Origin of the sequence: Sphingobacterium lactis, assembly GCF_051951495.1 — a bacterium.
Classification (GTDB): Bacteria; Bacteroidota; Bacteroidia; order Sphingobacteriales; family Sphingobacteriaceae; genus Sphingobacterium; species Sphingobacterium lactis_A.
Window position 1 is genome coordinate 195,797 of sequence record NZ_JBNHAS010000002.1, and the last position, 22,536, is coordinate 218,332.

The 22,536-nt window shown below is 39.4% G+C and carries 20 protein-coding genes; 12 read left to right on the forward strand and 8 right to left on the reverse strand.

Annotation, left to right across the window (positions count from 1 at the left end; genetic code table 11):
* Positions 1 to 484: 484 nt before the first annotated feature.
* Positions 485 to 1,270 carry an SAM hydrolase/SAM-dependent halogenase family protein gene (locus ACP6L2_RS08555; RefSeq protein ID WP_440508822.1) on the reverse strand — a complete coding sequence of 262 codons (786 nt, stop codon included), beginning with the start codon at positions 1,268 to 1,270 and terminating at the stop codon, positions 485 to 487.
* A 255-nt stretch (positions 1,271 to 1,525) separates the two neighbouring features.
* Here ACP6L2_RS08555 and ACP6L2_RS08560 point away from each other — a divergent pair, with 255 nt between their 5' ends.
* From ACP6L2_RS08560 to ACP6L2_RS08610, 11 genes are all read left to right on the forward strand, one after another.
* Entirely contained in the window at positions 1,526 to 2,497 is a 972-nt protein-coding gene (locus tag ACP6L2_RS08560; RefSeq protein ID WP_344673248.1) for a PhoH family protein, read from the forward strand.
* A gap of 31 nt (positions 2,498 to 2,528) precedes the next feature.
* The gene (locus tag ACP6L2_RS08565; protein WP_440508823.1) at positions 2,529 to 3,473 is read left to right on the forward strand and encodes a phosphoribosylaminoimidazolesuccinocarboxamide synthase; all 945 of its coding nucleotides are present in this window, start codon (positions 2,529 to 2,531) and stop codon (positions 3,471 to 3,473) included.
* Between the two features lie 25 nt (positions 3,474 to 3,498).
* Positions 3,499 to 3,876, forward strand: a complete 378-nt coding sequence (locus ACP6L2_RS08570; RefSeq protein ID WP_440508824.1) for an STAS domain-containing protein — start codon at positions 3,499 to 3,501, stop codon at positions 3,874 to 3,876.
* 4 nt (positions 3,877 to 3,880) lie between these two features.
* A complete protein-coding gene (locus ACP6L2_RS08575; RefSeq protein WP_440509583.1) occupies positions 3,881 to 4,792 on the forward strand; it encodes a ribonuclease Z in 912 nt (303 codons plus the stop codon).
* A gap of 52 nt (positions 4,793 to 4,844) precedes the next feature.
* The gene (gene hisC / locus ACP6L2_RS08580; RefSeq protein ID WP_440508825.1) at positions 4,845 to 5,903 is read left to right on the forward strand and encodes a histidinol-phosphate transaminase; all 1,059 of its coding nucleotides are present in this window, start codon (positions 4,845 to 4,847) and stop codon (positions 5,901 to 5,903) included.
* Between the two features lies 1 nt (position 5,904).
* Positions 5,905 to 7,044 carry a bifunctional histidinol-phosphatase/imidazoleglycerol-phosphate dehydratase HisB gene (gene hisB, locus ACP6L2_RS08585; RefSeq protein ID WP_440508826.1) on the forward strand — a complete coding sequence of 380 codons (1,140 nt, stop codon included), beginning with the start codon at positions 5,905 to 5,907 and terminating at the stop codon, positions 7,042 to 7,044.
* 41 nt (positions 7,045 to 7,085) lie between these two features.
* Positions 7,086 to 7,676 carry an imidazole glycerol phosphate synthase subunit HisH gene (hisH, locus tag ACP6L2_RS08590; RefSeq protein WP_440508827.1) on the forward strand — a complete coding sequence of 197 codons (591 nt, stop codon included), beginning with the start codon at positions 7,086 to 7,088 and terminating at the stop codon, positions 7,674 to 7,676.
* Between the two features lie 16 nt (positions 7,677 to 7,692).
* Positions 7,693 to 8,445, forward strand: a complete 753-nt coding sequence (locus ACP6L2_RS08595) for a HisA/HisF-related TIM barrel protein (protein WP_440508828.1) — start codon at positions 7,693 to 7,695, stop codon at positions 8,443 to 8,445.
* Positions 8,446 to 8,447: 2 nt separating this feature from the next.
* A complete protein-coding gene (gene hisF, locus ACP6L2_RS08600; RefSeq protein ID WP_440508829.1) occupies positions 8,448 to 9,203 on the forward strand; it encodes an imidazole glycerol phosphate synthase subunit HisF in 756 nt (251 codons plus the stop codon).
* An 11-nt stretch (positions 9,204 to 9,214) separates the two neighbouring features.
* Positions 9,215 to 9,805 (forward strand): bifunctional phosphoribosyl-AMP cyclohydrolase/phosphoribosyl-ATP diphosphatase HisIE, encoded by a 591-nt coding sequence (hisIE, locus tag ACP6L2_RS08605; protein ID WP_440509585.1) that lies wholly within the window; start codon positions 9,215 to 9,217, stop codon positions 9,803 to 9,805.
* Between the two features lie 66 nt (positions 9,806 to 9,871).
* The gene (locus tag ACP6L2_RS08610) at positions 9,872 to 10,783 is read left to right on the forward strand and encodes a WD40 repeat domain-containing protein (RefSeq protein WP_440508830.1); all 912 of its coding nucleotides are present in this window, start codon (positions 9,872 to 9,874) and stop codon (positions 10,781 to 10,783) included.
* Here the strand turns inward: ACP6L2_RS08610 and ACP6L2_RS08615 are convergent.
* From ACP6L2_RS08615 to dacB, 5 genes are all read right to left on the reverse strand, one after another.
* Positions 10,755 to 11,588, reverse strand: a complete 834-nt coding sequence (locus tag ACP6L2_RS08615) for a hypothetical protein (protein ID WP_440508831.1) — start codon at positions 11,586 to 11,588, stop codon at positions 10,755 to 10,757. The genes ACP6L2_RS08610 and ACP6L2_RS08615 overlap by 29 nt on opposite strands.
* Before the next feature lie 134 nt (positions 11,589 to 11,722).
* Entirely contained in the window at positions 11,723 to 12,202 is a 480-nt protein-coding gene (locus tag ACP6L2_RS08620) for a GAF domain-containing protein (protein WP_440508832.1), read from the reverse strand.
* 124 nt (positions 12,203 to 12,326) lie between these two features.
* Complete coding sequence (gene ruvA / locus ACP6L2_RS08625; protein WP_440508833.1) at positions 12,327 to 12,911, reverse strand: Holliday junction branch migration protein RuvA; 585 nt, start codon at positions 12,909 to 12,911, stop codon at positions 12,327 to 12,329.
* Between the two features lie 8 nt (positions 12,912 to 12,919).
* On the reverse strand, positions 12,920 to 15,208 hold the full coding sequence (locus ACP6L2_RS08630) for an NADP-dependent malic enzyme (protein ID WP_440508834.1): 2,289 nt from the start codon (positions 15,206 to 15,208) through the stop codon (positions 12,920 to 12,922).
* A 52-nt stretch (positions 15,209 to 15,260) separates the two neighbouring features.
* Entirely contained in the window at positions 15,261 to 16,691 is a 1,431-nt protein-coding gene (dacB, locus tag ACP6L2_RS08635; protein WP_440508835.1) for a D-alanyl-D-alanine carboxypeptidase/D-alanyl-D-alanine endopeptidase, read from the reverse strand.
* Between the two features lie 128 nt (positions 16,692 to 16,819).
* On the opposite strand from dacB, the gene ACP6L2_RS08640 reads away from it, so the two are divergent.
* Positions 16,820 to 18,595 carry an aminopeptidase P family protein gene (locus ACP6L2_RS08640; RefSeq protein ID WP_440508836.1) on the forward strand — a complete coding sequence of 592 codons (1,776 nt, stop codon included), beginning with the start codon at positions 16,820 to 16,822 and terminating at the stop codon, positions 18,593 to 18,595.
* 125 nt (positions 18,596 to 18,720) lie between these two features.
* On the opposite strand, the gene ACP6L2_RS08645 is transcribed toward ACP6L2_RS08640, so the two are convergent.
* Both ACP6L2_RS08645 and ACP6L2_RS08650 read right to left on the reverse strand, forming a co-directional pair.
* A complete protein-coding gene (locus tag ACP6L2_RS08645; RefSeq protein WP_440508837.1) occupies positions 18,721 to 20,514 on the reverse strand; it encodes an alpha-L-fucosidase in 1,794 nt (597 codons plus the stop codon).
* Between the two features lie 122 nt (positions 20,515 to 20,636).
* Positions 20,637 to 22,526: a SusD/RagB family nutrient-binding outer membrane lipoprotein gene (locus ACP6L2_RS08650; RefSeq protein ID WP_440508838.1), complete on the reverse strand. Its 1,890-nt coding sequence runs from the start codon at positions 22,524 to 22,526 to the stop codon at positions 20,637 to 20,639.
* Between the last annotated feature and the right edge of the window lie 10 nt (positions 22,527 to 22,536).

Genomic DNA, 22,536 nt, shown 5'->3' on the forward strand with positions numbered 1-22,536 from the left:
CTTTAACTGATTTGCATAGTTTAAAGATCTTCCACCTTCGATGGAAGATGACGAGTCTTGTGGAGAGGGAACAGAGACTCTTCACTTCGTTCTGAGTTGTAAATGACATAAATGATATCTCGCCAATAGGTCTAAAATCTGGTGTCTTTCGTCTGTTGTCTCCACGTCTCTCACAAGGGTTTCCTTCGACACTTCTTCGGATCTCCTTCGGAACTCCTTCGGAACTCGTTCGGATCTCGTTCGGTTAGAAGCGAACGAGATCCGAAAAAGATCCGTATCAGATCCTTGAAAATTCCATTGGAGTTTCGAAGGATTATGGGCTAAAATAAGAATACGATATGGCGTATACTTTTATCAATAGGGAGGTGTAAGGAGAATGTTATCCTTGGTAGATCACAGAGTGAAATCAAAAAAGTCCTGCTAATTCATTTGCGGACTTAAGATTATATCGGAAAGTAAAACTTTTGAATAGAATTGAAAAAACCTATTTATCGAAAAACTCCACCAAGATGGTTTCGTCTTGATATAAGCCTAACAATTGATTGGCATTTCCTTTATTGATGGCAATTTCCAAGAAATTACTGATGCCGAATAGGCAAAGTTTTTCTCCTTCCACTACTTCATTGTAATGCCAACTTAATTTTGATATGGTTTCATTGCGTTTGAATCGTAAGATGAAATCTCTACCGTTTTGCACTTTATTGAAAAGCTCCTTACTGATGTTGCTGATGACGTTGCCAAAGGAGTCAATGTAGGTCACATGCCCCTTAATGCTAAACTGATTGTAAACCGGTTGGAAGGTTACTTTTTGTACGGCATTATCAATATGGAAACCAATGTCTGTTAACTTGCCGGAATTGGCGATATGGCAAGCAGCTTTGGTCAGGATATCCGCTAATGGGAAATGCAAGTAACGCAAATCTTGCATGATATTGATTTCGATCAATTCTGTAGGTTGGTCTTCACCAAGGATTATGCTGAAGATACCATTATCAGCGCCCACAAAGAATTGACCTTTGTATGCCATGGCTAAATAGCGTGAATCTTCTTGGAATACGGTGTCAATACCGATAAGGTGAACCGTTTTCTTGGGGAAATACGGGTAAGCGTTGTTGATAACGAAAGCCGCATGTTGTATGTTGAAGGATGGAATATCGTGTGATATGTCCACCAATCGCACATTAGGCAATTGCGAAATAATACTGCCTTTCAATGCAGCTTGATAAAAATCGCGATGACCTAAATCGGTGGTTAACGTTATTACTCCCATACTATCCAGAATGCCCGAAGCTAAAATTTTTAACTGATGTTTTTGATAAGCGAACTACAAAAATAGAAAAAGTAAACTGAATGCTAAATCATATGTGAATTTATCCTTGCAAATGCTTTTATTTCTGCTCAATTAGTTTGTATTTTTGAGTCAGCAAAACCTTTAAAAGGTTCAAGATAGTATAAAATTGGGTATCTTTAAAGAAACCCGCAGGGGATGAAAAGAAAAATAATTGAACAATTAACACACTAAAATTTGAGTGAATTAGAAATCAATTTAGATGTTGTCAATCTGGTAACCCTATGGGGGGCACAGAATGAGAATTATGAGCTTATCAAGAAGGCATTCCCAAAACTGCGCTTGGTAGCACGGGGTAGTCAACTAAAGGTATTAGGCGAAGAAGGGGAAAGAGGTCGTTTTCAACAAACATTCGATCAGATTCTAGCCCACGTTAACCAATTTCAAACACTCTCATTATTGGAGCTAGAGGGCATCCTAGGCGTTGTCAGCGACATTAAGGCACCTGTGAACAGTAAAGATGAGGCTGATGCAAAGGCGGCTGCCATGAAAGGGGAGCCTATTGTTTATGGTCCGAATGGAATTGTGGTGCGCGCAAGAACGGCCAACCAACGCCGTATGGTGGATAGTATCAATAAGAATGATATTCTTTTTGCTATAGGTCCTGCAGGAACGGGTAAAACCTATACTGCCGTTGCACTTGCTGTTCGTGCTTTACGCAATAAAGAGATCAAACGTATAATCTTAACACGTCCTGCAGTAGAAGCTGGAGAGAACTTAGGTTTCTTGCCGGGTGACTTAAAGGAAAAGGTAGATCCTTACTTACGTCCTTTGTACGATGCCTTGGATGATATGATCCCTGTTGAAAAACTGAAAGGATATTTAGAGAACCGTACGATTGAAGTTGCACCCTTAGCATTTATGCGCGGACGTACCTTGGATAACTGTTTTGTGATTTTAGATGAAGCACAAAATGCGACCGATATGCAGTTGAAAATGTTCTTAACGCGTATGGGACCAACGGCGAAATTCATCGTGACTGGAGATATGACGCAGGTGGATTTGCCGAAGAAAACACAATCAGGACTGGTAAATGCTGTGAAAATTCTGGATGGTATTGAAGGAATTGATATGATTTACCTAAGTGGTGCCGACGTGGTAAGGCATAAACTTGTGAAACGTATCCTTGAAGCCTACGGTGATATTTAATGAAATTTAACGCGTGAATGCGCATAAGATAATGAGTACAATAAAAGAAACGAACTTTCAGTTCAATAATCAAACCTCCTTTTACCGGGGCAAGGTCCGTGATGTATACAGCATCGGCGACGACTATTTAGTTATGGTCGCATCGGATCGTATTTCAGCCTTCGATGTGGTATTGCCACGGGCAATACCTTACAAGGGTCAGGTGTTGAATCAAATAGCATCGAAATTTTTGGCAGCAACCAAGGATATTGTTCCAAATTGGGTGGTTTCTGTTCCTGATCCCAATGTTACAATCGGGAAACAATGTGAGCCTTTCAAAGTGGAAATGGTTATTCGTGGTTATGTCTCTGGACATTTATGGCGCACTTACCGCGATGGTGGTCGTGAATTATGTGGCGTTACTTTGCCTGAAGGGTTAAAGGAAAACGATAAGTTGCCAACTCCGATTATTACACCAACCACCAAAGCTGCGGTAGGACATGATATGGATATTTCCCGTGAAGAGATTATTCGCCAAGGCATCGTAAGTGAAGCGGAATACAGCCAACTGGAGAAGTATGCACATGCCTTATATGCACGCGGAACAGAGATTGCGGCTGATAGAGGCTTAATCTTGGTGGATACGAAATATGAATTTGGTAAGCATGATGGTGAAATATACCTGATCGACGAGATTCATACGCCGGATTCCTCACGCTATTTTTATTCTGATGGATATGAAGCACGTCAAGCGAATGGCGAAGCCCAAAAACAACTCTCCAAAGAGTTTGTCCGTCAATGGCTTATCGAGAATGGTTTCCAAGGGAAAGAAGGACAAGAAGTACCTGAAATGACAGATGCTATTGTAAATTCAATTTCTGAGCGCTATATTGAGCTTTTCGAACACATCACTGGGGATAAATTCCAATACCCTGCTGAAGGCGAGGTGTTGAATCGGGTGGAGAAAAATGTGAACGAAGCATTAGCACAATTATAGGAATTACCAAAAAAAGGAACATATTATGAAATTTACGGTGGATAAGTACGATCGATACGTGGTGATAGAGCCTCTTCAACAGAAATTGGATGGGGATGCTGCCGCAAGTTTAAAAGGCGAATTTATGTTACGCAATACCGGTGGTCAGCGAAACATCGTCCTCGATATGAATCAAGTATTGGAGACGGATGAGCATGGAATCCGTACAGGATTGTTAGCTCGTCGTCTTTGTAAATCCCTAGGTGGATTATTTATCATTACCAATCTGAATGATGGTGTAAAAAAATATATCAATTCTTTAGGTTTAGATAAATACCTCATTATTACTTCTAATGTGGAAAAAGCAAAGGATTTAATCTTTGGCAATGAGATTCGCTTAGACTTAAAAGAGGGGCAAGTATAAGATGATTCGATTTGAAGTGTTGGTATTAGGTAATAGCTCTGCTACGCCGATCTTTGAACGCCATCCAACATCACAAGTCATCAACTATAACGAACAATTATTTTTGATCGATTGTGGAGAGGGTACCCAGATGCAATTGTCGCGGTACGGAATCAAAAGCAATCGTATAGACCATATTTTTATTAGTCATTTGCATGGAGATCATTATTTAGGTTTAATTGGCCTCTTGTCTTCCATGCACTTGGTTGGTCGAAAATCAGATCTGCACATCTACGGTCCAGCACCATTGCAGGAAATACTAGAAGTACATTTTAAGTACTCTGAGACGGTTATCCGTTATCCCATTATTTTTCACCACACCAATCCCAATGAGGAAGAGGAAATCTTCAGCTCACGAATGATGTCGATAAAATCTTTCCCATTAGTCCATAGGATACCTTGTACGGGATTTCGTTTTGATGAAGGAAAGCGGTCGGCAAGTATTTTAGCGGACAAAGTGGAAGCTGCAGGTATTCCAAAACCCTATTTTTCCTTATTGAAAAAAGGGATAGACTATGTGGATCCTACAGGCAAAGTGTTCTATGCAAGTGAACTGACTGAGCCTGGACCGAAGTCCAGAAGTTATGCGTATTGCTCGGATACGGTACGTCATCCGATTTATCTGTCTTCTATTCAACATGCCGATCTATTGTATCACGAATCAACGTTCTTAGACGATATGCGAGATCGCGCAAAAGAAACCTTTCATACGACTTGCTTGGAGGCAGCAGAGATTGCCAAAGAAACAGGTGTGAAGAAATTGCTTTTGGGGCATTATTCCGCTCGGTATAAGGTTTTAACACCACTATTGGAAGAAGCACAATCCGTATTTCCTAATACAGAGCTTTCTGTAGAAGGGAAATGGTATTTAGTTTAGTGATTTTGTGATTTTTTGACCATATTTACAGCTCAAAAAATTGACCAGTAAAATGTCCTTCGACTTAAACGCATTACTTCGGGATAATATTAGAAATCTCGTACCTTATTCATCAGCAAGGGATGAATTTAAAGGGGAAGCATCAGTATTCTTAGATGCCAATGAAAACGCATTTGGTTCACCACTTCCTCATGATTATAACCGCTATCCCGACCCTCTTCAACATCAAGTAAAGCATAAGTTATCGAAAATTAAAGGTGTACCTTCAGAAAATATGTTTCTGGGAAATGGTTCTGATGAAGCCATTGATATCCTTTATCGCGCATTTTGTACCCCAAAATTAGATAATGTCATCATTGTTCCACCAACCTATGGTATGTACGAGGTGTCAGCAAATATTAATGATGTGCAAGTCCGTAAAGTCAATTTAACACCAGACTTTCAATTAGACCTAGACGGTATTGCAGATGCATTGGATATGCATACCAAGATTATCTTCATCTGTTCGCCAAATAACCCTACAGGCAATAGCATCAATCCATTGGATATTGAAACCTTATTGCTGAATTTTAAAGGAATCGTAGTGGTTGATGAAGCTTATATCAATTATTCAAAGCAGAAATCATTTACCTATTCTCTTCCTGAATTCCCGAATTTGGTCGTTTTACAGACCTTATCAAAGGCATGGGGACTGGCAGCATTACGATTGGGCTTAGCGTTCGCTAGCAAGGAGATAATAGCTGTTTTCAATAAGATTAAACCGCCATATAACATTAATCAAGCTACACAAGACTTAGTCTTGGAAGCATTGGATAACTATAACATCGTAAATGAATGGATTAAAGAAACCATTCAGGAGCGAGAAGCATTAATCACTCAATTAGCCAACTTAAGCCAGGTTGAACACATTACACCTTCGGATGCCAACTTTGTATTGGTGAAGTTAGAAGATCCTAGAGGATTATACGATGCCTTGGTTAACCAAGGGATTATCGTTCGTGATCGGTCCAAGGTAGCTCTATGTGAGGGTTGCTTACGTATTACCGTAGGTACGAAAAATGAAAATGAAAAATTACTAGCCGAAATCCAATCTTTTTATAAATCAAAATAGCATGTCTGAGCAATTAATCCGTGTACTTTTTATCGATCGAGACGGGACTTTGGTTCAAGAACCAGCAGATGAACAAGTCGACTCTTTCAGCAAACTAAAATTTTATCCAGGTGCTTTACAGTACTTACCAAGAATAGCCAAGGAATTGGATTTTGAATTGGTATTAGTAACGAATCAAGATGGTTTGGGTACCGACTCCCATCCAGAGGAAAACTTCTTTCCGGTGCATCAATTCATCATGGATAGTTTTGCTGGCGAAGGTGTAGCTTTCGCACGCGAGCATATTGACCGTACCTTCCCTCATGAGCAAGCAGAAACGCGCAAGCCTGGTGTAGGTATGTTGAAGGAATATTTCGATGAAACGAAATACGATTTGGCCAATTCATTTGTCATAGGTGATCGCGTGAATGATGTGAAATTAGCGGAGAATTTAGGGGCAAGGGCAATTTGGTTGAGAAATAATGACCAATTGGGTCAATTGGAAGGCGTAGAAATCAATGCCGACGTTGTGGCTTTGGAAACTTCCGAGTGGAAGTCTATCTATGAATTTTTGAAATTGGGAACCCGAGTTGCAGAGCATCATCGGAAGACCAATGAAACGGATATCTATATTAAACTGAACTTAGATGGTTCAGGTAAATCGGACATTGAAACGGGATTGCCTTTTTTTGATCATATGTTGGATCAATTAGCGCGTCATGGTTCGTTGGATTTGACCATCAAAGCTAAAGGCGATTTACACATTGATGAGCACCATACCATTGAGGATACCGGAATTGCATTAGGCGAGATCTTTCTTACCGCATTAGGTAATAAACGTGGTATTGAGCGTTATGCTTATACTTTACCAATGGACGATTGCCTAGCACAGGTAGCATTGGATTTTGGCGGTCGTAATTGGATCGTATGGGATGCGGAGTTTAAACGTGAAAAAATAGGGGATATGCCTACAGAGATGTTCTTCCATTTCTTCAAGTCATTCTCAGATGCTTCCAAGTCGAATTTGAATATTCAAGCAACTGGAGATAATGAGCATCACAAGATAGAGGCAATCTTTAAGGCATTGGCAAAGACCATTAAAAAAGCGGTTCGTCGTGATGCTGACAATATGCAATTACCAAGTACCAAGGGATTGCTGTAAAACTTTTTGAATACCAAATGGTTATACAAGGAAGATAAAAGATGATTGGGATAGTAAATTACGGAGCTGGCAATATATTCTCGATTACTGCGGCCTTAAAGCGTTTAGGATTAAGTTATGGTATGATAAACCATGCGGAGGATTTCGAGCAATATGATCGCATTCTAATTCCGGGTGTGGGCCATGCTGGAGCGGCTATGGAAAAGCTAAAGGCTTCAGGGTTGGCAGAGATCATCAAACAACAAACAAAGCCCGTACTGGGAATTTGTGTAGGAATGCAGTTGATGACTGATTATTCTGAGGAAGGAAATGCTGATTTGTTGGGAATTATACCTGTAAAGACGCTTCATTTTGAGGAAGAATTAGGAGAAAAGGTGCCACATATGGGATGGAACACGATTGCGTTTGATGATAAATGTCCATTATTTAAAGATATAGCAAACAATTCCTATTTTTACTTTGTACATTCCTATTTTATCGAGTATAACGAAGCCTATTGCGTGGCACGCTGTGAATATGGATTACCATTTTCTGCAGCTATTGCAAAGGATAATTTTTGGGCGGTACAATTTCACCCGGAGAAGTCGGGGAAGGCAGGCGAAACCCTGCTGCTGAACTTTAGTAACTTATAATTGAATATTTGAAATTATGTATATTATACCTGCAATTGATGTATTGGACAAACAGGTTGTCCGCTTGCGAGAAGGCAATTACGATGAAGTAACAACCTATCCTATTTCTTTAGAAGAGCAGATCGAGAAGTACCATGCCAATGGTACGGAAATCGTGCATATCATAGATTTGAATGGTGCTAAAGGTGACTTTAGTAACCAGGCTTACCTATTTGACATCATCCGTCGTACGGAGATGAAAGTGCAATATGGAGGGGGTGTTCGCAGCATAGAAAAAGTGAAAGAACTAATCGACGCTGGCGTATATCGTGTAATTGTTGGGACACAAGCGATTACTAATCCGACCTTTTTAGAGGAATTATCAAAATTAAACGAAGGTCGTACGAAATATGCTGACCATATCGTGATTGCGATTGATGTATTGGATGAGGTCATCAAATATTCAGGCTGGTTAGAAAGCTCCCCAATCAAATTAATCGAATACATTGATAAATGCCTTAGTTTAGGATTTTACCGTTTTTTATGTACGGATATCAGTAAGGATGGTAAACTAGGTGGTGCAGGTGTAGAGCTATACAGTAAATTATTGGCTCATTCTCCCATTATTAAATTAATAGGCTCCGGAGGAATTAGTTCCATGGGTGATATTGAGGCATTGAACGATTTAGGTAAAATGGAATCGGTTGTTGTTGGGAAAGCCATATATGAAAATAGAATTTCAATTGAAGATATCAAGGCTTGGAATTTAAAGGCCTTAATTAACTTCTAAGGATGTTAGCAAAGCGGATAATTCCATGTTTGGATGTAAAGGATGGCCGTACCGTTAAGGGGGTTAATTTTGTTGACCTTCGCGATGCTGGTGATCCGGTAGAATTAGCCTATCAGTATTCTCAACAGGGGGCTGATGAATTGGTTTTCTTGGATATTACAGCCACCCATGAACGCAGGAAGACGACGGTTGACCTGGTAAAGTCTGTGGCTAGCCAGATTAATATTCCATTTACGATTGGGGGCGGGATTAATGAGTTAAAGGATGCCGATGTGTTGTTAAACGCTGGAGCAGACAAGATTTCGATAAATTCAGCTGCGGTTCGTAATCCAAAACTACTGGATGAATTTGCCAAAGCATTTGGGGTTCAGTTTGTGGTATTGGCAGTGGATACTCGATTCGTTAATGATGGCAATTATGTCCACTTGCGTGGCGGACGTGATTTAACGGATATAAAAACGGAAGATTGGATCTTAGAAGCTGCAGGTCGAGGGGCAGGTGAAATTCTGTTGACCTCCATGGATCATGATGGCACAAAGAATGGCTTTGACTTGAAATTATTAAAGGAAATGAATGATCGGATTTCCATTCCTTTAATTGCATCAGGCGGAGCAGGGAATCAACAACACTTTGTTGATGTATTCCAGGAAGCGGGAGTAGATGCTGCCTTAGCAGCTTCGGTATTCCATTATGGGGAAATCCTGATTCCAGAATTAAAAGATACACTTAAGGCTAATGGGGTGACCGTTAGAACTTAAAATACAAGATCATCATGAATATAGATTTTAGTAAGGGCGATGGATTAGTGCCCGCGGTTATTCAAGATGCTCAGACCTTAGAGGTCTTAATGTTGGGCTATATGAATGAAGAAGCCTGGAAGAAAACAGAAGCCGAAAAAAAGGTTACTTTTTTCTCCAGAAGTAAGAATCGTCTATGGACTAAAGGCGAAGAGAGTGGAAATTTCTTACATGTAGTGAGTTCACATCTTGACTGTGATCAGGATACGATATTATTGCTGGTGAATCCAGTAGGGCCTACTTGTCATACTGGTTCCAGAAGTTGTTTTCAAACGGAGTTCAATCAGAACTTCTTGTTTCAATTGGAGCGTATTATTCAACACCGAATTGACTTCCCATCCGATGAATCCTATGTCAATAGGCTTCGTGGTCGTGGAATCAATAAAATCGCGCAAAAAGTAGGCGAGGAGGCTGTTGAAACTGTTATTGCAGCTCTTCGTGAAACGGATATGGATTTCATTAATGAATCCTCTGACTTGCTTTTCCATTTATTGGTTTTGCTCAAGGAGAAGGGGATGGGTTTAGAAACTGTCGCCAAGAATTTGGAAAGTAGACATCAATAAGATACTTTGAAAGGCTAACCTCAGGTTAGCCTTTTTATTTATAGCTATTGGGCTTATCTTTGTATTATGAGAAGTATTGCAGACGTACAGCTTGAAGCCAGCCTAACAGGACACCAAAACCCCATATTTGCTTTAGCGCAACCTGATGACCGTTCCATCTTATTCACGGGTGGGAATGATAAAGGCGTGGTGGAATGGGACCTAAAAAGTCAATCTTTTAAGCGTATTGTCTGTAAAGTGGGATCTTCTGTATATAAACTGTTGACTATTCCAGGTACGAATATGCTTGCTGTAGGTATGCGCTCAGGACAAGTTCTCTTATTGGATACCCTGAAGATGGAGATCCTTGGCAATTGGAAAACGGAATCGGGAGCTATTTTTGATATTCTGTACCTTATAGGCAAACAAGAACTTCTAGCAATAGGAGAGGAAGGGTATGCTTATGTATGGAGTTTGGAGAATAAGGAATTGTTATACCGTTTTAAGGTCGCCAATGATACTTCAAGAGTAATTGCCATGTCTGCCGATGAACGTTTCTTAGCTTTCGGTGATAAGGAAGGCTATATTCATTTACACGATGCGCATGATTTTCATGTCATCTGCAAAGAAAAGATTCATGAGTTGCCGGTAACTAGTCTTCAATTTATTGCAGATGATCTGGTATCCGGGGGTAGAGATGCTAAATTATATCGATTAAATCCTAAAAACTTAGAGAAAGTTCAAGAATTGGTTCCGCATATGTTTACTGTTTATGGTATTGCAGCGTCAGAGGACATGGGATATCTTGCTACAGCTAGTCGAGATAAAACATTGAAAATATGGAAGTCAAAAGATTGGACCCTCGCTAAAAATATTTCAAGAGACCGAGGTTTTGATAGTCATTACCTCAGTATCAATAATCTCTTATGGAATGAGGACAGAATCATCACGGTAAGTGATGATAAGCAAGTTAAGATATGGAAGGTGGATTTTCATTAAATTCCACGACAGTTCCTCTTCTTACATTGCAGCGATAAAAGCTATAGGCTGAACTTAGAACCGTTGCTGCCAACAGGATAAATAAATAAGGTTTCATATCCGGTTGAATATAAAACGGGCTATTAATGTTCTTTAATAGAATACCAAAAACTCCCCAAGCCATGACTACTGATACAGCAGGTAAATTGTGGGAGATGGTGTAATAAATAGCATAAACAGTTGCTGCGACTATAATTGCCAAGTTTAATCCGAACATCTCGATTGAGTTTGTAATCAATTCGTATTTCGTTACGATGATAACGCTGTTAAAGGCTGCTATAACAATCATCCAACCTGTATATACACCAAAACCTAAGCGGATAAAATATCGGGTGATGGAATTGGATACCAGCTTGTGGATTTCGATCTTTCTATTGATCAACAGAATAGTGATTAAACATCCTATTGAACATAGAACCGATAAAATGAATTGGTCGTTTAATTTCAAAACCATACTCATTCCACAAAATAGTTGGTTAATCAGCAATAGGTTTCCTATTTTTTCTACCTTTTTAAGGGTTCGTATATTTTCTTGTTCATTTTTGCTAGCTATATACATGAGTATACCCACTAATATCATATTGGCAGCTAAAAAGGACCAGATTTTAAAAGTAATTGTATCGGGAGTTAAATAGGTTGGGTATTCGCTGATTGCCGAATTGATAGAATCTCCGAAGAAATAACTGTTATCAATAAGAATAATCCACGAAAAATTAATCGTGACTATGATACAATTGAGCAGAGCTAATGTCTTCGCTGTAGACATGGCAGATTAATAATTAGGTGTGACGTTCAGCGAAGATAATCTTTTTACTCGAATACTTATGATTTATTTAGTGAAATTTAATCGATTTTCCTTTGTAGATAGGATTAATTACGTTTAATACCTAATTTTAGGTATTAAACGCTTTTCGGCAAGTAGTTTAAAACTTCTTGCAGGTATTTTGCATCAACTTGATCAAAAGCATCTAATTGATCACTATCCACATCTAAAATTCCAATACATTTCCCTGCTTGGAATATAGGAATTACAATTTCAGATTTTGAAAGGGAAGAACAAGCAATATGACCTGGGAATTCATCCACATTTGGGACAATGATGGTTTCTTCTTTAGCCCAAGCTGTTCCACATACACCGCGGTCATAGGCCATGCGTGTACAAGCTACTGGACCTTGGAAAGGACCTAGTACCAATTGCTTGTTATCTACTAAATAGAAGCCAACCCAGAAAAAGTTAAATTGTTCTTTAAGCGCGGCCGCAATGTTAGCTAAATTAGCAATGAGGTTATCTTCTCCAGTTATTAAGCCCTTGATTTGAGGAAGTAAGGACTGATATTGTTCTTCTTTAGTGCCTTTATGGATGGTTAAATCTTCTGCCATTTTCTACTGTTTATTTCGTTTGCAAATATAAGAAATTGTCCAAAGATGGATTGTATGTTATAACACCTGTTTGGTCTAGGTTATGTCAATAAAAAAGTCGGAAATTGCTTTCCGACTTTTTTGATTATAAGCGCTTCAGAGCGGCTTTAATAAGTTGTTCGACACTTTGTTCAGGATCGCTTGCATGAATGGCTTGTAGTGCCTTATCTGCTGCTGGTTTGGCAAATCCAAGCATGACTAGTGCAGTCAATGCTTCTTCAATAGCCGATGATTTGCTGATCGGTAAAGGTATCAAGGCATCAGGTCCTTGTTTTTTCAATTTGTCCTGAAGTTCCAAAATAACACGCTGTGCTGTCTTTGGTCCAATTCCCTTGATCTTCTGGATAACATTCACTTGACCAGCAATAATGGCTTGTTGTATTTCCTCTGGGGTAATGGAAGAAAGCATCATTCTACCTGTATTCGGACCAATGCCGGATACAGAAATCAGGTGCTCAAATAAATGGCGCTCCGCTTCTGTAGCAAAACCATATAAAGTTTGTGAATCTTCCCGAACTTGAAAAGACGCAAACAGTTTACATTCCTCCATATCCTTGATCTGACTGAAAGTCGTCAAAGAAATGTGCAGATAATAGCCTATCCCACCCACTTCTAAAATGACGTGAGTAGGGGCTTTAAATACAAGTTTTCCTTTAAAATATTCGTACATATCTAAAATTATGCATTGGCATTAGCCGCTTTTTCATGTTCAATCGCATCTACTACGGCAATAGTTACCATATTTACGATTTCACGAACAGAGCTGTCTAATTGCAATACGTGTACCGGTTTATTCATTCCCAATAAGATTGGACCTACTGCTTCCGCATTTCCTACTTCTTGTAAAAGTTTGTAAGCAATGTTTCCAGACTCTAAGTTAGGGAATACTAAGGTATTTGCTGCTTCACCATTTAAAGTCGAGAATGGGAAGTTTGCAGCCAACATTTCTGAGTTTAAAGCAAAGTTTGCTTGGATTTCTCCATCAACCACAATCTCTGGGTGTTCTCCATGTAAGATTTTAACTGCACCACGCACCTTGTCAGAAATAGTTCCTTCATTCGAACCGAAGTTTGAATAAGATAACATGGCGATACGCGGCTTGATGTTGAAGCGTTTTACAGCTGAATCCAACAATACGGTAATATCAGCAAGCTCCTGTGCATTTGGATTCTCGTTTACAGTAGTATCACCGAAGAAAAGAGGTCCTTTTTTAGTCATCATGATATACATACCAGCTACACGGCTTCCTGGTTTAGCACCAATCACCTGTAAGGCAGGACGAATAGTAGATGCATAGTTGCGGGTCAAGCCTGAAATTAAGGTATCTGCTTCACCGAACTCTACCATACTTGCAGCGAAGTAGTTTCTGTTGGTCATCAATTTTCTAGAATCTAATTTATTGATGCCACGACGCTGTCTTTTAGCATATAAATGATCCACATATTTCTCGAAACGTTCTGTTTTAGTTTCTGCTTGTGGGTCAATAATCTCTACACCATCCAATTCAAAACCATATTCTTGGATAATGCCTTGGATTTTTTCTTTATTACCTAAAAGGATTGGTTTTGCAATTCCTTCTTCTTTAACAATCTGAGCTGCTCTTAAAGTTTTGGTATTATCTGCTTCCGCAAATACAACACGCTTAGGATTTGTTTTTGCTTTAGCTGCTAGGTTACGGATTAAACGATCATCTTTACCAAGACGTTTGTGTAATTCTTCACGGTAAGCATCCCAATCTTCGATGTTTTTACGGGCAACACCTGATTCTACTGCTGCTTTAGCAACCGCGATAGATACTTCTGTAATCAAACGTGGATCGGTTGGTTTAGGAATTACATAATCTCTTCCGAAACGGATATTGCTTTGGTTGTACGCGATATTTACTTCTTCAGGAACATTTTGTTTTGCTAATTCAGCAATTGCACGAACGGCAGCAATCTTCATAGCTTCATTGATAGCTGTTGCACGAACATCTAATGCACCACGGAAGATGTATGGGAATCCCAATACATTATTTACTTGGTTAGGATAATCTGAACGTCCTGTGCCCATGATGATATCTTTACGAGTAGCTAATGCCAATTCGTAATCAATCTCTGGATTAGGATTTGCCATCGCTAATACAATCGGATTTTCAGCCATAGTGTTTAGCATATCCGGTGTTAATACATCTGCTTTTGAAAGTCCGATGAATACATCTGAATCTTTAACTGCATCTGCTAAGGTATGAATGTCGCGGTCAGTAGCCCATTCTGTTTTAGTAGCATCTAAGTTATCACGGTCTTTACGGATAACCCCTTTACTATCTAACATCACAATGTTTTCTTTCCTTGCACCTACAGCAACATACATTGCTGTACAGGAAATAGCAGCTGCACCAGCACCATTTACTACGATTTTCACATCTGCAATGTTCTTTCCTAATAACTCACAGGCATTGATTACTGCAGCGCCAGAAATAATAGCAGTACCGTGTTGGTCATCATGCATCACCGGGATGTTCATCTCGGCTTTAAGACGACGTTCAATTTCAAAACACTCAGGTGCTTTGATATCTTCTAAGTTCACCCCACCAAAAGTAGGCTCTAAAGCCTTCACGATATTGACAAACTCGTCTACATTCTTAGTGTCTAATTCGATGTCAAATACATCGATATCAGCGAAGATCTTAAATAAAAGACCTTTACCTTCCATCACTGGCTTACCAGCTTGTGCACCAATATCTCCTAAACCTAATACAGCTGTACCATTACTGATAACGGCTACTAGGTTTCCTTTTGCGGTATATTTATAAGCATCCTCACTGTTCTCTGCAATAGCCAAACAAGGCTCAGCAACTCCCGGAGAATAGGCTAAAGTTAAATCTCTCTGTGTACTGTGTGGTTTTGTAGGAACGACGGCAATCTTTCCTGGACGCCCCATAGCATGGTAATTTAAAGCGTCTTTTTTTCTGTTGATGTTACTCATTACAATTGTAGTTTATACTTATATATGTCGAAACAACCCCAAAAGGGTGATTCTATTTTAATGCATCTAATAATTTGAACATAGCCTGTCTCATGGCTGTGCTGGATCCCTGATAGTTATTCACTAAAAGGGAAAAGCTGTATTCTTGGCCATCAGCGGATTTCTGATAACCGGTATATCCTAATGCCCCACCAATCGTGCCGCTTTTCATGCTCGTCCCATTGATCGTAGGTAATGATTTTAAAAAGTCAGCATACCAATTTCTTCCCTTGGCATATTGCATGATCTGGGCAATGGCGTTTGTGGTTACTCGGTTTTGTGGAGATAATCCTGAACCGTCATAGGTATTGATTTCACTGGTTGGGATCTTTAGCTTGGTCTGCCAGTACTTAGAAACCATCGAAGCAGCCTCTGCTGTATTGGTTTTGTTGGCAGAGATTCCACCGATTACCTTCAGCAAAGTCTCCCCGTATAAGTTAATGCTCTTTTGATTGAACCAATGAACAATCTCTATCAGTTTTGGGGATTGTATCGTATGGATGAGCTTCTTGTTGCCTGGAATTTGGTATTGTGGATTGGAATTTATCAGTCTTTGATACGTGATTATAGTATCCATTACAAGAATGGAATCTTGTTCCAGAACACGGGAAAGATCATAGGCCAAGTCTAAAGCAGGGTCAGGAACAGAGATTTCAATAATCTTTTTCAAGTCGCTACCATAGGTACCTCGCAAGTACACTATTTCCGAATATGGAGCTGAATAGGCGTAAACATTATCACCCGAACCAACAGATCCTGTTTTCACGTCATTAATAAGTCTATAGCTAGGGTTGCCTGCTTGGTCTAATAATCTAGCTTCTTGCCCCGGTTTTCCCGGATTGAATTTGATGCCTAGTTTATTTTCCTTCCAATTTAATGCCGATACACCAGCACCGTAGTAATTACCAATATCTGTCCACATCCATGTTCCAGGAACATCATATCCCTTATAGAGTTGGTCGTTGGCAATAATGCTACCCGCGATTTGCTTGATACCTAAGCTAAGGATCGCTTCTTTCCATTTAGCTAATATCAGCTCGGGTTTTGTTTGTGGATAGCGATCGCTGCCTAAGGTAGGGTCTCCAGTTCCTTCAATAATGATGTCGCCATTTAATGTGCCCAAAGAATCAATATCTCCGGAGACATAAAGTTTAGTGGCAAAACTGAAGTCAGGGCCAAGAAGGTCTAGCGCTGTAATGGAAGTAATGACTTTCAAGGTAGATGCCGTAGGCATACCAACCTTGTTATTCCCTTCAAATACCAGCTCACCGGTCTTCGCATTGATAACGGTTAGTGATCCCAATCCATTAGCTAAAGCAGGGTTTTTCAGGAATTGCTGAAAGGCAGCTTGGATTTTCGGTTTACTGTTCTGTGCAAACAAGGATGGGCTGCTAAGCAGACACAAAATGGTTGCAAACGTCAAAAAAGAAAGAATTCTTCTCATAGCTAGCAAATATCGTAATCTAGAGGACATAATGTGCATTTAAATTGTAAAATTTCAATTCTGTGATTATGGTAATGCATTAATTAAGAGACTTTTTATAACTTGCACGAATTCTTAAAAAATAAACAATGAAATACATCGAAAAATTAGCTTCCATCCGTCAGGAGATGAAAGAAAAGGCTGTAGATGGCTATATTATCCCTTCCTCTGATCCACATATTAGCGAGTACTTACCGGATCGATACAAATGTATCGCTTGGACTTCAGGATTTACAGGTTCTGCTGGTACATTGGTGATAACAGCGGATTTCGCTGGTCTTTGGACCGATTCACGTTACTTTGTTCAGGCTAATGAACAGTTGGAAGGTACCGGATTTGAACTGGTGAAATTGCAAGTTCAAGGTCGACCAGAATATGCAACTTGGCTTGCTAAGAACCTTAAAAAAGGCGATACAGTAGCATTCGATGGTAATTTAGCAGCAGTAGCTGTAGCACAAGCGGTACAAGCAGAATTGCTGCCATTGGGAATTAAAGTGAATGGTCATTTGGATTTACTAGAACCTATTTGGGAAAACCGTCCAGCATTACCTGCTGAGAAAGCTTATTTAATCGATGAGTCCACCACTGGTCAATCCACTACTTCCAAAATTGAGGCAGTGAAAGCTAGATTGGCTGATAAACGTATCGACGCTCATTTGGTTTCTTCATTGGATGATTTAGCTTGGTTGCTAAATATCCGTGGTAATGATGTACATTGTAATCCTGTAGTATTAGGATTCTTCCTAATCCAACCAGATAAAAACACCTTGTTCATCGGTGATGGTAAATTATCTGCTGATGATATTCAAGCTTTAAACAAAGCAGGAGTAGAAGTAGCGTCTTACGAAAAAGCATTTGATGCGGTGGCTAATATTAAGGATGGCCGAATCTTATTGGATCCTAAGAAAACCTGTTTTTCAATTTATGATTCAGTGAAAGAATCAGTTGATCTAGTTGAAGACATGAATCCATCGACTATATTGAAAGCGGTGAAAAATAATGTGGAAGCTTCCCATACGCGCAACGCTATGGTGAAAGATGGTGTTGCTTTAACCAAATTTTTCAAATGGGTAGAGGAGGAAGTTGCTAGCGGAGAATTATCAGAGATTTCCATTGCAGAACACCTACAAGGATTAAGAGCTGCTTCAGAAGGTTTTGTTGACATTTCCTTTGATACAATTGCTGGATACAAAGAACATGGGGCATTACCACATTATAAAGCTACGGAAAGCAGTAATTCGACATTAAAACCGGAGGGTTTATTATTGGTAGATTCTGGTGGTCAATATCAAGATGGAACGACCGATATTACCCGTGTAATATCCTTAGGTAATATTCAAGATGAAGAACGTGCTGATTATACCTTAGTATTGAAAGGTACTATCGAAGGGTCTATGGCGATCTTCCCTAAAGGAACTCGTGGATATTCCATCGATGCCATTACCAGACGCCCACTTTGGGAGACTTTACGTAATTATGGACATGGTACTGGCCACGGTGTTGGTTTCTTCTTAAATGTGCATGAAGGTCCTCAGGTGTTCAATATGGCAGCAGTAGATATCATGATTGAAGAGGGAATGATTACCTCCATCGAACCTGGTTTATACCGCGAAGGAAAATATGGTATCCGTATTGAGAATTTGGTATTAACACAAGCAGTTGAAAGCAACTACTTCGGCGATTTCATGAATTTTGAAACATTAACCATCTGTTATATCGCTACAGATTTAGTGGATAAATCGCTTTTAGAAGAAAAACATATTACATGGTTGAATAACTACAACGCTTGGGTATACGAGCAGCTATCCAGTCACCTAAGCCCAGAAGAACAAGCTTGGTTGAAAGAGAAGACGGCAGCTATTTAGTATATAGTAGTAAGTATTTAGTAGTTAGACCTATAACTCAATAAAAAACGTGCAAAATATTATTTTGCACGTTTTTTATTACTAGAAACTATGGTTAGACGCCACAGGTCTTTATACTCAATATACTAATTACTAAATACTATTTTATTAAACAAAATAGCCTCACTACTTTCCATTTCAACTAGGATTTCTTGTGGGGTATTGATGTCTAATTGTCCAATTGGGATATCAAGGAATTCCTCTACATACCAATTTTCATTGGGTTCTACTGTTACTTTGCCATTAGGCTTGGCGATTGCTTGGTAGGTTTTTCCATTGGCATTTATAGTTAATCGCACATTTTCCTTTTGTGGGTTATGTAAGGAAGCTTCAAGAGTGTATTTTCCGGATTGAGGGATAAATACTTTCCATTGTACTTTCTGCTTTGCTTGCAGCTTGATGTGATCTGGACGTGTGCCGTCAAATTCTTTAATCTCCAAGTTCTTGCTGATGGTGTTTTTGGCATTCAATGCAAAGCCGCCAAATGTAGATTCTGCAACGACTTCATTGTTTAATTGGAAGTTGTCAAAGGTCAACTTGATAACAGATACATAAGGATCTGCGGCTTGATCAGGGCATTGTATGTGCATAACAGGTCCCCATTGCTGAAATTTCAATGCTTGTTTTTTACCATTGGAGGTCAGCAGTTCTACTGATTTAGGCTTGCTATTAATCCCAGTTACACGAAGGATCTTATCCAATGGCCAATTATACACATGTAAGTAAACAGCTTTATTGAGTTTATTACGGGTCATTTTACCCCAATCATGCTGCGAAGCACGAATGTTGATGCCTTGGTTGTTGTATACAGCTTCACCGTACTTGCTTAGCCATTTTCCCATGTTCTCTAATCGTTCAATACCTTCATAAGGAACCGAACCATCTGCTCGAGGACCAATATTTAGGGTATAAGAACCATTTAAGCTGATGTTGTTGATCAAGGATTGAAAGAGCTGGCTATTTGATTTCCATTCATTCTCCAAGGCATTGAATCCCCAAGAGTGTGCTATTGTACCAGGAGTCTCCCACACATGGTCTGTATAGGCTGTACCGAATTGGTTATCACCTAAGGTCTCGAAATCCACATGCTCGTTTTCAATCGGTAAACCCAAACGCGAGTTGATTAAACAATTGGGTTGTAAGTCATGAATAAGGTTGGCCAATTGTTCAAGTTGTTCTTTCTTGATGATGCTTTTTTGATAAGGAATCCACATATCAAACCACATCATAGCCACATCACCATAGTTGGTTAGCAATTCCCTGACTTGTGGGATGACCTTCTCTTGCCAATATTGGTCGTATTGCTCATCTGTAACTCGCCCAGTTACTTCTTGGTTATGATTCCAGGCATAGGGATGCTGCCAGTCGATCCAATGTGAATAATAAAAACAAAGCTTAATGTCGTGTTTCTTACATGCTTCGGCAATTTCCTTAATGACATCACGTTTGATACCACTTAATTTCGGTAAGGAATAGTCACTGACCTTGCTATCCCATATCGCCACACCATCATGGTGTTTGGAGGTGATGATAATATATTTCATACCAGCTTTTTTTGCTAATAAGACCCATTCCTCCGGATTGATCTTTGACCAGTCAAAGCGCTTAGCTAATGTTCCATATTCCGCTTCCCCGATGCGGTTTCTATAGCGAATCCATTCAGCATAGTTGTTCGGATGTCTTAAGCGCTCACCCTTCCAGATTCCTTCTGTGGCACTGTATAGCCCCCAATGTATGAACATGCCAAAGCGGGCATCTTCTAGCCATTGCGCTTTATCTTCTTTATGTTCAGATTGAGCAAATAACTGGAATTGCGTGAATAGCAGAATAAGTGAAAGTATTAGAATTTTGATATCGGCTAGTTTAAACATTTTTGTCATAAGGATTATGCTTGAATACAAGTTTACTGAAAAACTGCGGTTTTATAATTGGAAGGGCTATAAAAAAGAATTCCCGTAGGAGCGAGTCCTACGAGAATCTTTTCTATAATCAACCTATACTTTTAATTTTTCTTTGCCCACCATAATGGAGTGAATAGATTATCTTCACCACCTAACATGGAAACTGCTTTATCATAGTTAGCTTGATCGGCTGTACGGAAAGAAGATGGGTATCTCAATCTTTGCGGGAAAAAGTTAACTTGATTTTTAGTGTAATTAGCTGCAGTTAATTGAGGTATTGTTGCTATTGGTTGCTCCACTGCTGGGTTTTCAAAGAATGGTAAACCCAAACGACGGTGGTCATTCCAAGCTTCTAATGCCAAATAAGGGAAAGAAGCAAGATACTTCTGCGTAATGATTTTCGTTAATTTATCATTCTTAACTGCACCATTTTTATAAATCGTATTACTTGGATAAGCAATTTGTGTTGTTCCTGTTGCTCCAGTATAAGCGTCTTTATAAGTGGCTGTAAATGTGGCTCCAGGTTCAGTAATATGATCGTAATTAACAGAAGTACCTACGCGACTGTAGTTCGATGAAGCTAAATATTCTGTTAGGAACTGAGATGCACCCCAATATTCGAAGTTATCTTTAATTCCTCTTTCATAAGCTGCTTTATCACTCATAGGAGTCGCCCAGCCTCTTAAAGCTGCTTCTGCGATTAGGAAATAAGATTCCCAAGAAGCAAAGAATAGACGTTTCTCCTTACTCGTTCTAAATCTGTTAATCATACCAGGTAAACGACCGTTCTGACCTCTTACAACAATGTTGGAAGCTTTTCCACCCCATGTACCTGTACTGAATGCATTCCAAGTATTGGTCATGTTGTACGTATCGGTTTGGGAGTCAGAAACCTTAATATTAGCTGTTTGGTTACTTGCTGCTGACCAATATTGTGGGTCTGATGTGTTTCCTGGAATAAAGAATGCTTTATAAGCTCTTGGGTCCATTTTATTAGGTAAACCATCTAATAAATAACCTTGAGATGGGTCATTGGACATGGTGGAGAAATGTTGTAGATAACGGATACCCATGTCATTCTCAGGTTTAACCTTTGCTTTAATCGCAGCACTGGAGAATTGTGTTTCTGTTTTTACACCACCTAAGCCAATATATAAGTTGTTCATAGTAGCCGAAAGGATTTGTGCATTCCAAGATCTGGACATAACACCAGTCAAAGGATCCCAACCATCTTTTTCTTGAACCCCGAAGTTCTGAGCGCTGCTTTCAATAAATTTATTGGTTGCCACCGCTGCCTCAAATTCTGATTTAGCCTTGTTCACATCTACTTCAGAAAGACGCATCGCAAGACGCATTCTCATAGAGTTAGCATAACGAATCCAGTTATCCCAATTGAAACCATATGCCGCGTCATAATCTTTCACCTCACTGCCATCAACTGTAGTGTTGATTTTTGAGCTTGCATCTTTAAGTTCTTCCAATAGGTAGTAGTAAACATCCTTTACCGTGTTGAACTCAGGGTTTTTACCTTGAAATGATTGAATAGGAGCAGGGCCGAAATTATCTGTAAGCTCACTCATCAAGTATGCTCTCCAAATACGAGCAACTTGCTTCACATTTTCATGATACGGCTTGGTTAAGCCTTTTTCAGCATGCAAATCTGTAATATCAATTGCTGAGTTGGCATTGTTTAACCATTCTGAAATATATCGCCAATAATCAGCATTAAATGAATCATCATCCGATCCTATATTTAATACGTTGGCATAATTTTGTCTCGATGCAGATTTCCAATAATAAACGAATACACGCTCACCAACATGTGGATCTTGTTGTGCACCGATAATGGAATTGTTTAAAAAGTATTCAGGTTTTACCTGATCCTCACTCGCTTTCGTAGGATCTGAATTTAGTGCCTCAAATTTACTACAGGAAACAGTGATGCCCCCAATTAGTAAAGCAAGTGTTATTTTTGAAATTATATTTTTCATGATTGTCTAA